This window comes from Microlunatus parietis (assembly GCF_013407955.1).
Taxonomy (GTDB): Bacteria; Actinomycetota; Actinomycetes; order Propionibacteriales; family Propionibacteriaceae; genus Microlunatus; species Microlunatus parietis.
On record NZ_JACCBU010000001.1, the window covers coordinates 4,946,813 to 4,959,441 of the forward strand.

At 69.0% G+C, this 12,629-nt stretch carries 13 protein-coding genes; 10 read left to right on the forward strand and 3 right to left on the reverse strand.

From position 1 onward, the window contains the following. Positions 1-11: 11 nt before the first annotated feature. The 8 genes from BKA15_RS23755 to BKA15_RS23790 are packed head-to-tail and all read left to right on the forward strand — an operon-like array spanning position 12 to position 7,847. On the forward strand, positions 12-1,118 hold the full coding sequence (locus BKA15_RS23755; RefSeq protein WP_179754989.1) for a Gfo/Idh/MocA family protein: 1,107 nt from the start codon (positions 12-14) through the stop codon (positions 1,116-1,118). Then, positions 1,115-1,924, forward strand: coding sequence for a sugar phosphate isomerase/epimerase family protein (locus BKA15_RS23760; protein WP_179754991.1), 810 nt, complete (start codon positions 1,115-1,117; stop codon positions 1,922-1,924). Before BKA15_RS23755 ends, BKA15_RS23760 begins: the two co-directional genes overlap by 4 nt. A gap of 26 nt (positions 1,925-1,950) precedes the next feature. Continuing rightward, positions 1,951-3,273 carry an ABC transporter substrate-binding protein gene (locus BKA15_RS23765; RefSeq protein ID WP_179754993.1) on the forward strand — a complete coding sequence of 441 codons (1,323 nt, stop codon included), beginning with the start codon at positions 1,951-1,953 and terminating at the stop codon, positions 3,271-3,273. Positions 3,274-3,306: 33 nt separating this feature from the next. Next, entirely contained in the window at positions 3,307-4,266 is a 960-nt protein-coding gene (locus BKA15_RS23770; protein WP_179754995.1) for a carbohydrate ABC transporter permease, read from the forward strand. After that, positions 4,263-5,102 (forward strand): carbohydrate ABC transporter permease, encoded by an 840-nt coding sequence (locus BKA15_RS23775; protein ID WP_179754997.1) that lies wholly within the window; start codon positions 4,263-4,265, stop codon positions 5,100-5,102. Before BKA15_RS23770 ends, BKA15_RS23775 begins: the two co-directional genes overlap by 4 nt. A 16-nt stretch (positions 5,103-5,118) precedes the next feature. Next, positions 5,119-5,904 (forward strand): SDR family NAD(P)-dependent oxidoreductase, encoded by a 786-nt coding sequence (locus tag BKA15_RS23780; protein WP_179754999.1) that lies wholly within the window; start codon positions 5,119-5,121, stop codon positions 5,902-5,904. Between the two features lie 27 nt (positions 5,905-5,931). Continuing rightward, a complete protein-coding gene (locus tag BKA15_RS23785) occupies positions 5,932-6,798 on the forward strand; it encodes an NAD(P)-dependent oxidoreductase (protein WP_179755001.1) in 867 nt (288 codons plus the stop codon). Beyond that, on the forward strand, positions 6,762-7,847 hold the full coding sequence (locus BKA15_RS23790) for a Gfo/Idh/MocA family protein (RefSeq protein ID WP_179755003.1): 1,086 nt from the start codon (positions 6,762-6,764) through the stop codon (positions 7,845-7,847). The genes BKA15_RS23785 and BKA15_RS23790 overlap by 37 nt, the downstream gene beginning before the upstream one ends. A 58-nt stretch (positions 7,848-7,905) precedes the next feature. Here BKA15_RS23790 and BKA15_RS23795 read toward each other — a convergent pair whose 3' ends face one another. Genes BKA15_RS23795 through BKA15_RS23805 form a run of 3 tightly spaced genes read right to left on the reverse strand, consistent with a single transcriptional unit; the run spans position 7,906 to position 11,243 of the window. Beyond that, a complete protein-coding gene (locus BKA15_RS23795) occupies positions 7,906-8,595 on the reverse strand; it encodes a hypothetical protein (RefSeq protein ID WP_179755005.1) in 690 nt (229 codons plus the stop codon). Next, positions 8,592-9,530: a phosphotransferase gene (locus tag BKA15_RS23800; RefSeq protein ID WP_179755007.1), complete on the reverse strand. Its 939-nt coding sequence runs from the start codon at positions 9,528-9,530 to the stop codon at positions 8,592-8,594. Before BKA15_RS23800 ends, BKA15_RS23795 begins: the two co-directional genes overlap by 4 nt. A gap of 54 nt (positions 9,531-9,584) precedes the next feature. Continuing rightward, the gene (locus BKA15_RS23805; RefSeq protein WP_179755009.1) at positions 9,585-11,243 is read right to left on the reverse strand and encodes a DNA repair helicase XPB; all 1,659 of its coding nucleotides are present in this window, start codon (positions 11,241-11,243) and stop codon (positions 9,585-9,587) included. A gap of 124 nt (positions 11,244-11,367) precedes the next feature. On the opposite strand from BKA15_RS23805, the gene BKA15_RS23810 reads away from it, so the two are divergent. Both BKA15_RS23810 and BKA15_RS23815 read left to right on the forward strand, forming a co-directional pair. Beyond that, positions 11,368-12,159, forward strand: a complete 792-nt coding sequence (locus tag BKA15_RS23810; protein WP_179755011.1) for a hypothetical protein — start codon at positions 11,368-11,370, stop codon at positions 12,157-12,159. A gap of 12 nt (positions 12,160-12,171) precedes the next feature. Beyond that, positions 12,172-12,576 (forward strand): hypothetical protein, encoded by a 405-nt coding sequence (locus tag BKA15_RS23815; protein WP_179755013.1) that lies wholly within the window; start codon positions 12,172-12,174, stop codon positions 12,574-12,576. Positions 12,577-12,629 lie beyond the last annotated feature (53 nt).

Sequence of the window (12,629 nt, forward strand, 5' to 3'; positions counted from 1 at the left end):
AGGAGGGCCACATGACGCATCAGGTACGAGTCGCCATCGCCGGTCTCGGCTTCGGGGCGGAGTTCATCCCGATCTACCAGGCGCACCCCGATGCCGAACTGGTCGCGGTCTGCCAGCGCACCACCGAGTCCCTGACCAAGATCGCCGACGAGTTCGACATCCCGCGCCGGTACGACGACTTCGCCGAGTTGATCACGGACCCGGAGATCGACGCGGTCCACATCAACACCCCGATTCCTGATCATGCCGAGCATACGATCAGTGCCCTGCAGGCCGGCAAACACGTCGCCTGCACGGTGCCGATGGCCACCACGCTGGACGAATGCCGCGCCATCGTCGAGGCGGTCCGCAAGACCGGGCGGACCTACATGATGATGGAGACTGTCGTCTTCTCCCGGGAGTTCCTCCACGTCCGCGACCTGCTCGACGACGGCACCATCGGACGGATCCAGTTCCTCCGCGGTGCGCATCACCAGGAGATGGCCGGCTGGCCCGGCTACTGGACCGGCCTGCCGCCCATGCACTACGCGACGCACGCGGTCAGCCCGCTGCTCGCCCTGTCGGGGGCACAGGCCGAAAGCGTTGTCTGCCAGGGATCCGGCCGGATCAGTGCCGAACTGACCGCTCACTACGGCTCGCCCTTCGCGGTCGAGACGGCGTTGATCACGCTGCGCGACTCGCCGGTCGCGGCCGAGGTCTCGCGGTCCTTGTTCGAGACGGCGCGCGAATACGTGGAGAGCTTCACCGTGTTCGGCGACCGGGCCACGTTCGAGTGGGAGCAGACCCAGGGTTCCGGGCATGTGCTGCACGTCGGCGAGAAGCCGCGCCGGGTCGAGGTCCCGGACTTCTCGCACCGGCTGCCGGCCGAGATCGGCCGGTTCACCACCCACGGTGTGTACGACGATCAGAACGAGCACCTGTCCTTCACCCAGGGCAGCGGGCACGGCGGCTCACATCCGCACCTGGCGCACGAGTTCATCCGCAGTATCGTCGAGGGCCGGCCACCGCTGGTCGACGAGCTCACCGCGGCGAACTGGACCTCGGTCGGCATCTGCGCCCACCAGTCCGCGCTGGCCGGCGGAGCGCGGATCGAGCTCCCGGTCCTGGGCGAACGATGATCATCGACGTCGCCGTGGCGACCATCTGCTTCGACGGTTTCGGTGACGAGGACTTCGCACCGACCTTCGCCCGGATCGGGGACCTCGGTGTCCGCAACGTCGAGTTCAACACCTGGTATCCGCGCAACCTCACCCCGACGGGACTGGACCGGATCGCTGCCCGTTGTGCCGATTCCGGCCTGACGCCGGTGACGCTGCAGGTTTCCCCGTTCGCGGCCGGCGACGGCTTCGGCGACCTGACCCGGGAGGTCACCCGCTGGCTCTGGCTGTTGGAGGCGGCCCGGCGGCTGGGCGTGACCATGATCAAGGCCACGGGCTCCCGGCGGGGCGAACGCGGCGGACTGAACGGCCTGATCGCCGTCCTGCAAGAGATCGCACCGCTCGCCGCCGACGCCGGGATCCGGATCGCGATCGAGAACCACTTCCGCAACGTCGTCGAGTTCCCCGAGGACTACCGGCAGATCTTCACCGCCCTGCCCGGGCCGGAGATCGGCGCCTGCCTGGACACCGGTCACTTCGCCGCCTCCGGCGTCGACATGATCACGTTCATCGACGACTTCCACGACCGGATCATCCACATCGACCTCAAGGACGCCGCCGAGACCGGCACGGACCGGTTCGTCCGGTTCGGCGAGGGCATCGTGGACCTCAGCAGCGTCCTCGGCCATGCGCGGGCGCGCGGGTACGCCGGTCAACTGATCATCGAGTTGCCGCTGATCGACCGCTCGACGGTGATCGATGATCTTCGTGCCGGTCTGGAGGTGGCGAGGCCGTACCTCACCGCCGATTCCGCCGGCCCTTCGTAACGCTTGAGTTTCAAAGGAGAAGCACCATGTCCGACCATGATCGGATTCGACGCCGCCCAGGCCTCCGCCACGGGATCGCCGTCCTCACCCTGTTCGCCCTGGCTGCCTGCTCGGCACCGTCCGAACCCGGCGCCGACGGCGCCGAACTGTCCGCCGACGGTCCGCTGACGATCACCTGGTACGGCTCCGACGCCAGGAACAAGTCCGTCCAGGAGGTCGTCGACGCGTTCGGCGAGCAGCAGCCGGGCACCGAGATCACCACGCAGCCGACCGCCTTCGACACCTACTGGGACCGGCTGTCGGTGCAGGCGGCGAGCGACAACCTGCCCTGCGTCGTCGCCATGCAGTCCCGTTACGAGGCGAAGTTCGAGGACCGTGGCTCGCTGCTCGCGCTGGACACCCTGGTCGAGAACGGGACCATCGACGTCTCCGGCATCGACCCCAAGCTGTTGGACAGCCAACGGGCGGCCGACGGAAAGCTGTATGCGATCCCGTACGGCATCTGGTTCGAAGGTGCGGTGCTGAACGAGACCGCGATCGCCGACGCCGGCAGCCAGCCGCCGAATGATCAAGGAACCTGGACCGACTACGTTGCCTGGGCAAAGGAACTACAGCCGAAACTGCCCGAGGGGACCTACGCGATCGCCGACCGCGGCGGCCAGATCACCCAGTTCCAGGCGTTCGCGATCGGCAAGGGCCAGAACCTGTTCGGCGAGAAGGAGGTCGGCTTCACGCCCGACACGCTGCGCGAGTGGTTCACACTCTGGACCGAGGCCAGCGCCGCCGGCGTGGCGCCGCCGGCTCGGGTGACCGCCGAGGAGAACGGCGTTCCGGGCAACGCCAACCTGTTGGCCAAGGGCAAGCTCGTGGTGTCCAGCACCGGCGACAACAACGTCTCCGACAGCCAGGCCGGCCTCGGCGACAAGGGCAAGTTGATCTTGGCGCCGTCTCCGACCGGCGGCAAGCCCCAGGTGGTCGGGACCAACAGTTGGTCGATCTCCGCGAACTGCACCAACGTCAAGCAATCGGTGGCCTTCATCGACTACTTCATCAAGTCCGAGGAGGGCGCGATGACGTTGAAGGCACAGACCGGACTGCCGCCGGTGACTTCGGTCCGCAACGCTCAGGCGGCCAGCCCGGAGGTGGACCAGGCGATCAAGGACCGGATCGCGTTGTACGAAGAGGTGTCCAAGGCGGGCGCTCTGGTCGATGTCTGGCCCGACGCCACGCAGCAGTTGGTCACCCAGTTCACCCAGACCTACGAGAAGGTCTCGTTCGGTCAGCTGACCATCGACCAGGGCGTCGAGGAGTTCATCGCCCAGGCCAACACAGCCCTGTCCGGTTTCTGATCATGGTCCGGTGCGCACGATGAGGTGTCCGCGATGTCCGTCCTGCTGACCGCAGCGCCGCCGGCCGAGTCCGAGCCGGCGGGCCGGCCCCGTCGCCGGTTCCGCCCGGCGCTGCGCGAGGACCTGGCCGGCTACGCCTTCCTGACCCCGTGGCTGGTCGGCTTCTTCGGGATCACCCTGCTGCCGATGCTCGGGTCGCTGCTGCTGTCGTTCACGAACTACTCCGGTTCGTTCCGCACCGTCCGCTGGGTCGGGCTGGAGAACTATCGGCGGATGTTCGTCGAGGACCCGGCCTACTGGGGATCGGTCCGGGTGACCCTGCTGTATGTCGGCATCTCGGTGCCCGTGATGCTCGCCTTCGCGCTGCTGATCGCGAGTCTGCTCAATCGCGGGATCCGCGCGCTCGGTCTGTACCGGACGATCTTCTACGTGCCCTCGCTGCTCGGCGGTAGCGTCGCGATCGCCGTCCTGTGGCGGTTCGTATGGGGCGAGACCGGACTGATCAACGCCGTCCTGGGCTGGTTCGGCCTGTTCCCGGGAAGCTGGATCGGCAATCCGGACACCGCACTGATCACGATCATGGTGCTGAACGTCTGGACCTTCGGCTCGCCGATGATCATCTTCCTGGCCGGACTGCGCCAGGTTCCGGCCGAACTGTACGAGGCGGCCGCGATCGACGGCGCCGGCCGCTGGGCCCGCTTCGCCTCGATCACCCTGCCGTCGATCTCGCCGGTGGTGCTGTTCAACGGGGTGCTGGCGGTGATCGGCGGGTTCCAGGCCTTCACTCAGGTGTACGTGGTCAGCGGCGGCTCCGGCGGCCCGGCAGGATCGACGCTCTTCTACACATTGCTGCTCTATCAGCGCGCCTTCACCGAACTACGCTTCGGCTACGCCTCAGCCATGGCCTGGACGTTGCTGATCGTGATCGCCGCCGTCACCGCGGCGATCTTCGCCAGCGGGCGGTTCTGGGTGTACTACGGGGACGAAGCATGACCGGCCGAACCGTCCAGCGGGCCCTGATCCACGTCGGCCTGGTCAGTGCCGCATTCGTCATGGTCTATCCGCTGTTGTGGCTCGGCGCGTCATCGTTCCGGCCTTCCGAGCGAGCACTGCTCGAAACCGGCCTGTGGATCGGTGACGACTTCACCCTCGCCAACTACACCAACAGTTGGAACAGCGTCGGCAGCACCGGCTTCGGCACGTTCTTCCGGAATTCGGTGATCATCGCCGTGCTCGCGGTGATCGGCAACATCGTCTCCTGCTCCTTGGCGGCCTACGCGTTCGCCCGGATCAAGTTCCGCGGGCGGCGGATCTGGTTCGCCCTGATGATCGGAACGATCATGCTGCCGTACCACGTGCTGCTGATCCCGCAATATCTCCTGTTCGACCAGTTGGGTTGGCTGGACAGCTTCCTGCCGCTCGTTGTCCCGCGGTTCCTGGCCACGGAGGCGTTCTTCGTCTTCCTGCTGGTGCAGTTCTTCCGGCTGATCCCGCACGAGCTGCTGGAGGCCGCGCGGCTGGACGGTTGCGGCTATCTCGGCACCTTCCTGCGGATCGTCATGCCCTTGGCCGTACCGGCACTGGCCACGACCGCCGCGTTCTCGTTCATCTGGACCTGGAACGACTTCCTCAATCCGCTGATCTATCTGACCAGTCCGGAGAACTACACCGTGCCGATCGGCTTGTCGCTCTTCGTCGACGCGTCCGGCACGTCCAACTACGGCGGCCTGTTCGCCATGTCGATCTTGTCCCTGCTGCCGGTGATCGGGTTCTTCCTGGCCTTCCAGAAGCTCCTGATCGAAGGCATCTCCACGACCGGACTGAAATGATCAAGGAGTTCTCTCCATGAGCCGACAGCGCTTCACCGGTCAGATCGCAGTGATCACCGGCGCCGCCCACGGCATCGGCCGGGCCACCGCCGAACAACTCAGCACCGAGGGAGCCGAGCTGCTGTTGTTGGACCGGCTCGCCGCCCAGGTCGGGGAGTTGGCCGACCGGCTGGTCGCAGACGGCGGGGCGGCGACCGGCTATCCGGTCGACCTGCTGGACGAGCCGGCCGTCGCTGACCTGGCCCGACGCCTCACGGCGGCGTACCCGGCCGTCCACGTGCTGGTGCATTGTGCCGGGGTGGTGCACATCAACGGCCGCCAGGACAGTACGTTCATCGAGGGCGGCCTGGCCGGCTGGAACGAACTGTTCGGCGTCAACCTCAAGGGTGCCGCGTTGCTGACCCACGGACTGCTGCCGGCGCTGATCAACGGTCGCGGTGCGGTGGTCAACGTGGCCTCCGAGGCGGCCTATCGGACGCGGCCCAACAAGTGGATCTACGACGCGACCAAGGCCGGGATGGTCTCGTTCAACCGTTCGCTGGCTGCCTCGCTGGCCCCGCACGGCGTCCGGGTGAACTGCGTTGCGCCCGGCGGAACGATCACCGAGATGCATCTGAACGATCATGCGGATCCGGAAGCCGCCCGGGACGAGTTGCGTGCCATGCGGATCCCGAACCTGCTGGGTCGCTTCGCCGAGCCGGCCGAGATCGCTTCCGCCATTACGTTCCTGGCCAGCTCGGAGGCGAGCTTCGTCACCGGGACCACGCTCGCCGTCGACGGCGGCGGGCAGGCCAGCCGATGATCACCGACTACTGTAAGGAACTCGATCATGGAACCCGTAGGCCTGATCGGATTGGGCAATGTCGGCGGCAGGATGGCTCGGTCCCTGCTCGATGCCGGAGTGGAACTGCACGTCCACGATGTTGATCAAGAGGCGTCGGCCGCGGTGCGCGAAGCCGGCGCCGTCGGCCACGACACCGCGTCCGACCTGGCCCGAGCGGTCCCGATCGTGCTGCTTTCGCTGCCCAACGCCGACATCGTCGACCGCGTCGTCCTCGGCCCGGGCGGAGTGCTGGAGGCCATGGCGGCCGGTTCGATCCTCGTCGACATGAGCACCAACCGGCCGGACCGGACGCTGGCCCTTCTCGCCCGGGCGACCGAGCGGGCGGTCCGGACTCTCGACGCTCCGATCAGCTTCGGCGGCCGCGGCATGATCGTCTTCGCCGGTGGTGATCCCGCGGACTATGCCGAGGTGGCGCCGATCTTCGACGTCGTCGCGTTCCGGCACTACCACGTCGGTGATCATGGTCAGGGCCAGTACGTGAAGCTGATCCAGAACCTGCTGTCCGGTATCGCGATCGGCGCCGCGGCCGAAGCCGTCGCCTTCGGGCAACGGGCCGGCGTGGACCTGGACCGGATGCTCGAGGCGCTGCGCTGGACGGGGGCCTATTCCGGCGCGCTGGCCGGATCGCGACGGATGGTGGACCGCGACTACGGCAGCAGCCGGACTCTCGGCATGCACGTCAAGGATCTCGGTTACGTGCTGGCCATGGCCGAGCAACTCGGCGCCACCATGCCGTTCGCGGAGCGGGTGCACGACGTGTTCCGTGGCGTGTACGAGAACGGCGACCCCGGCTGGACCCAGGCGGCCGTGATCGAATGGTTCGATCCCGTCACGCCGGCGTCGGCGCCGTGACCGGGCGCGAGCTGGCCGTCGGCCTGATCGGGCTCGGCAACAGCGGCTGGTTCTACCACGCCGAAGGCGTTCTGGAGCGGTCGGACCAGTACCGACTGCGGGCCGTCGCCTCGGCCCGGCCCGAACGAGCCGAAGCCGCGGGTCGTCGATTCGGCGCCCGTCCGTACCGGACCTGGCAGGAATTGATCGGCAACGACGACTTGGATCTGATCGTGATCGCCACACCCCATCACCTCCATGCCGAGATGACGGTCGCCGCTCTGGACGCCGGACACCACGTGGTGGTCGAGAAGCCGATGGCGATCACCCGGGCGGAGTGCGATCGGATGCTCGACGCCGCGAAACGGAACTCCAGGATGCTCACCGTGCACCAGAACCGACGCTGGGAGCCGTCGTACCTGATCATCGTTGACCTGGTCCGCAACGGAGATCTCGGCGACGTCTGGCGGGTGGAGGAGCGCCGCATGCACCGCGGCAAGTACGTCGTCGCCGGCCCCGACCAACCGCACAGCGGCCACGACCTGGCCGCGTGGGCGCACACCCGCGAGGGCGGCGGCGGGGTCGGGTACCTGATCGCGCCCCACCTCATCGACCATCAGGTCCAGCTGCTCGGCGCACCCACCACGGTCTCGGCGGTGACTCACACCTTCCCCGGTGATCAGGTCGAGCACTATCTCGACCTGCGCCTTGGCTATCCCGACGGGCCACTGTCCCGCGTGGAGATCTTCCGCGAGGACGTCGTCGACCTGCCCAAATGGACCGTCCTGGGCAGCCGGGGTTCGATCGTCTGTCCCGACTTCAACACCGTGATCATCGACCTGGACGGCCGCGACCGCCGAGTGATCACCGATCTCCCGGCCGTCCGGGCAGCAGACGAGTTCTACCGGCAACTCTGGACTGCGATCACCGACGCCGGCCCACCACCCGTCGACCCGAGCGGCGCGGCCGTCGTCACCGAGATCCTCGAACTCGCCCACCGATCGGCACGTCGGGGCGGCGCACCGGAATACCTCGATTCCGCAGCCGGCCTCACCGAGCGGACCCGTTGACCGGCGTTTCGGAAACCCGAGGTCAACCCGTCCGCTCGATGAGTGTTTCGTCCCGCGATCAGCGCGGTGGAAAGGCGAGCTCGTACGCCTCCCGCACGCGCCGCAGGTAATCGGCGGGGTGGTCGGCCAGTTGAAGGTCGGGCAGGTCGAGCAGATACCGGCAGCGGTCCGCGGGCATGGAGCGGGCGAAGCCGTGCGGGTCCTTGATCAACTGCTGGACGGCGTCCACTCCGAAGAGGTCCAGGACCTTGAGGTTGCCGTCGGCCGAGCGGAGTACATGTCGTTCCCCGAGGTCGATCCCGACCCAACCACGATGGGCGTCACGACCGCGAGCGTCGATCAGGTCGACTTCACGGCGGAGAGCGCGCAGGTCCGGGCCGGCCGTCTCTGGGTGGTGCCATTGCCGTAGGAAATCGTTCGCCTCGCTGGGACTCGGCGGCGTGAGGTATTCCAGGACGGTGAGGTGACCGCCACCTTCGAGCCCACTGGCCAGGTCGATCCGGGGCAGATGCGGATTCCCCGCACAGCGTCGGCACAGTTCGACGAAGTCGTCGTAGCCCAGCTCGAACGGGCTGACCCGGGCCACCAGCCGTCCCGTGGGCGAACGGTAGGCGTAGGCCTGGTCGCCCTGGGCGAACCTCAGCCAGCCCAGGTCCCTCAGCTGAGCCTGCGCTGAACGGTGGTCGACGGTCGGCCAAGGCTTGGCCAGCAACGGCAGGACCTCGGGCTGGTCGCTACCCTCGTTCACGGGGACGGCGTCTCGACGAGCAGGGCCTCGAGGTCGGGGAGGCGGCGGAACAGGTTGGGCAGGCCGCGCACGCCGTTGCGCGCGATCACCTGCGACTGGGCGAGTTCCGGGCCGGTGCCGGCTTCGACCCCGGCGAGGCAACGGAGGATGTTCCACCTCGTGTGGCCCAGCCAGCCGCCGATCGCGAAGACGAACCAGCTCGGCCCCGGCGGCGGCAGGACACCGCCACCGGCGACGTAGCCGTCGAGGACGGAGCGGAAGATCGCGGGCTGGAGGCTGGCGAAGCCGCGGCCCTTCGCGAGGCTCAGCGCGGTCGAGCCGAGCTCGCCGGACAGGTCGAGCAGCCCCGAGAGTTCCCAGTCGAGGAGGACCGGCCGGCCGTCTCGAACGAGCAGGTTCCACGGCTGGACGTCCTGGTGGGTGACGACGACGGGACCGGGGCGTTCGCATGTTCCGACGAACTCGGCGATCGCCTGGAAGGTCTCGGCCTGGGCGGCGAGATCCTCGGCCCACGGTTGCCGGGTTGCGGCGGCCCGCTCGGCGAGGTCGGGCCAGTCCAGGGGCATCGGCTCTTCGCTCGGTTCGTGCGGCCAGTCGACGTCGAGGGCGTGCAGGCGGGCGAGGAGTTGGCCGATCTCGAATCCGTACGCCGGCGACACGGGCTCCTCAGGCAGCTTCGATCCCTCGACCCAACGGTGGACCAGGATGTCCGGTCCGGCCGCGATCGGCTCCGGCATCGGGATGCCGGCGGCGAAGGCCGCCCGCTCGAACCGGAACACGTCCTCCAGGTGGTACGTCCAGCGGCGGTCGAGGAGGTTGAGCTCCTTCACCGCGAACGATCCCCGGTCGGTGTCGAGGCGGTACAGCCGGTTCGCGGCACCGCCCCGGATCCGGGTCAGCGGCGCGAGCGGCGTACCGAGCTGGGAGAGATCCACTCGGCGCACTCTAGGGATCGGCCGCAGCCGACGCACCGGGATTACCGAGCAAGGTCAGTCGGCGGAGATGGCCTCGGAGGCGTCCATGATCCGGTACGCGTAGCCCTGCTCGGCCAGGAACCGCTGCCGGTGCTGGGCGAACTCGGAGTCGACCGTGTCCCGGGCTACGACGGCGTAGAAGCGGGCGGTGATGCCGGAGTTCTTCGGCCGCAGCAGCCGGCCCAGCCGCTGCGCCTCCTCCTGCCGGGACCCGAAGGCACCGGACACCTGGATCGCCACCTGGGCGGTCGGCAGGTCGACGGAGAAGTTGGCCACCTTGCTCACGACGAGCAGGTCGAGCTCGCCGGACCGGAACTGCTCGTAGAGCTTCTCCCGCTGGCGGACCGTCGTGTCGCCCTTGATCAACGGGGCGCCGAGCCGCTCCGAGAGCTCCTCCAGCTGCTCGACGTACTGGCCGATCACCAGGGTCGGCTGGCCGCGGTGCTTGGCGACCAGGTCGATCGCGACGGCGGACTTGGACTCGGCGGTCGAGGCGAGCCGGTATTTCACGTCCGGCTCGGCGACCGCGTACGTCATCCGCTCGGCCTCGCTCAGGGTGACCCGCACCTCGACGCAGTCGGCCGGCGCGATGTAGCCCTGGTTCTCGATGTCCTTCCACGGCGCGTCGTACCGCTTCGGGCCGATCAGGGAGAAGACGTCGCCCTCCCGGCCGTCCTCGCGGATCAGCGTCGCGGTGAGGCCGAGCCGCCGCCGCGCCTGCAGGTCGGCGGTCATCCGGAACACCGGCGCCGGCAGCAGGTGCACCTCGTCGTAGATCACCAGGCCCCAGTCCCGCGCGTTGAACAGTTCCAGGTGCGGGTGCAGGCCGTGCCGCTTGGTCGTGATCACCTGGTACGTGGCGATGGTGACCGGCCGGATCTCCTTGCGGGCGCCGGAATACTCGCCGATCTCGTCGGCGGTCAGCGAGGTGCGCTTGATCAATTCGTCGCGCCACTGCCGGGCCGAGACCGTGTTGGTGACCAAGATCAACGTGGTCGCCTTCGCCTTGGCCATCGCGGCCGCGCCGACGATCGTCTTGCCGGCGCCGCAGGGGAGTACGACGACCCCGGAACCGCCGTGCCAGAAGGACTTCGTGGCCAGCGCCTGGTACGGCCGCAGCCGCCAGCCGTTCTGCTCCAGCTCGATCGGGTGCGCCTCGCCGTTGACGTAGCCGGCGAGGTCCTCGGCCGGCCAACCGAGCTTCAGCAGCACCTGCTTCAGCCGGCCCCGCTCGGACGGGTGGACGGCGACGGAGTCGTCATCGATCCGGGCGCCGATCAGGCCCTTGATCCGCGGGCTGCGCAGCACTTCGGTGAGCACCGGCCGGTCGGTGGTGATCAACACCAGGCCGTGGGTCGGGTGCTTCTCGATCCGGAGCCGGCCGTACCGGTCCATCGTGTCGGCGACGTCGACCAGCAGTCCGGACGGCACCGGGTAGCGGCTGTAGTTCAGCAGGACGTCGACGATCTGTTCGGCGTCGTGACCGGCGGCGCGGGCGTTCCACAGGCCCAGCGGCGTCAGCCGGTAGGTGTGGATGTGTTCCGGTGCGCGTTCGAGTTCGGCGAACGGGGCGATCGCGATCCGGCACGCTTCGGCGTCGGGATGATCGACTTCCAGCAGCAGGGTGCGGTCGGACTGGACGACCAGGGGTCCCAGCCCCGAGGAATGTGTCATGAACAGACTGCTCTAACGAGTCGGTCCCGGGGATGGTGAGCCCGAGGACGGTGGCGGTGTCGACTCCGAGGATGCCGGAGGCGACGGCGGCGGCGTCGACGGGGGTGGTGTCGAGGCCGGTGGGGTGGTCGGATCCGACGACGCTGGAGGAGTCGAGGGCGGCGGCGCGGACGAAGAGTCCGGCGGCTGCGGGGATCCGGGATCGGACGACGGCGGCTCGGACGAGGGTGGCTCCGATGGCGGCGTCCGGGTGGACGGCGGCGGGCTCGACGGCGGTTCGTTCGCCGGCGGCTCGCTGGTGCGTGGCGGCTTGCTCGACTCCGGCGGCTCGCCGGAACCGGGCGGGGTCGACGGCGGCTCGTCGGACGACGGCGGCGGAGTCGACGATTCGGGGTCCGAGGCCGGCGGGCCCGACGGCGAGGGGTCCTTCGACCCCGGGTCGCCGGACTCCGGGCGCTCGGTCGAGGCCGGCGGCGTGGACTCGGCCGGCGGGGTCGATTCCGGGGTCGGCGTCGGCGTGGGCGACGGCGGCGGGAACAGCCGCTCGAACAGTCTGCCGAGCCGCGGGAACAGGCCGTCCGGCTCGTCCGCGTCCTGGCCCGGCGGCGGGGGCGGCGGGACGGTCGGCGGCGGCGGAGTCGGCGTCGGAGCCCACGGCGGCCAGGGCAGCGGGTCGCTGTCGTCGTCCGGCGACGGGCTGACCGGCGGCGCGCTGCTGGACGGCGGCGGGTTGTGCTCGCTCGGGCCGGCCGATGCCGGCCGGGAGGGCTCCGGGCCGGTCGGGTCGTCCGACGTGCCCGGACCGGAGGTGGACGGGCGCGGTGAGTTGGTCGGCGGCTGGGCCGGATCGGACGGTGGTACGGGCGGCGGCGTCGACGATGCGCTCGGCCGTGGCTGCCGGCTCGACGTCGGCTGACCCGAGGGATCCTTGGCCGTACCCCGGTCGATCGGCTTGGACTTCTCCGGCCGCTCGGGATCGACCATCAGGGCGTTCGACCAGGGCCCGGCCTTGCCGCTGCGGGTCGCCCGGACCTGGATCACCTGGACGGTCATGTCGTCGTTGAACCAGCGCACCGAGGCGACGACGTTGCCGGTCTCCAGCACCTCGAAGCCGTTCAGCCGCACCTGGTACGTGACGTCGCCGCCGGAGGTCGCATCCCAGGAGATCTGCGCCCAGTTGTCGGTGACCAGGCCGGCCCGGAGACCGGTCACCGTGCTCGGGGCACCCGGAACCGGACGGGACTGGGCCGAGGCGATCGGCTCGCGCTCGGCCTCGGGCAGCGAGTCGGCCGCGCTGTCACCCCGGTCGCCGGCTTCCTCGGCGCGGGACTGATCGCGCTCGTCCGAGGGCTGATCGGCGGGCAGGACGCGGCGCGGCGACGTGTC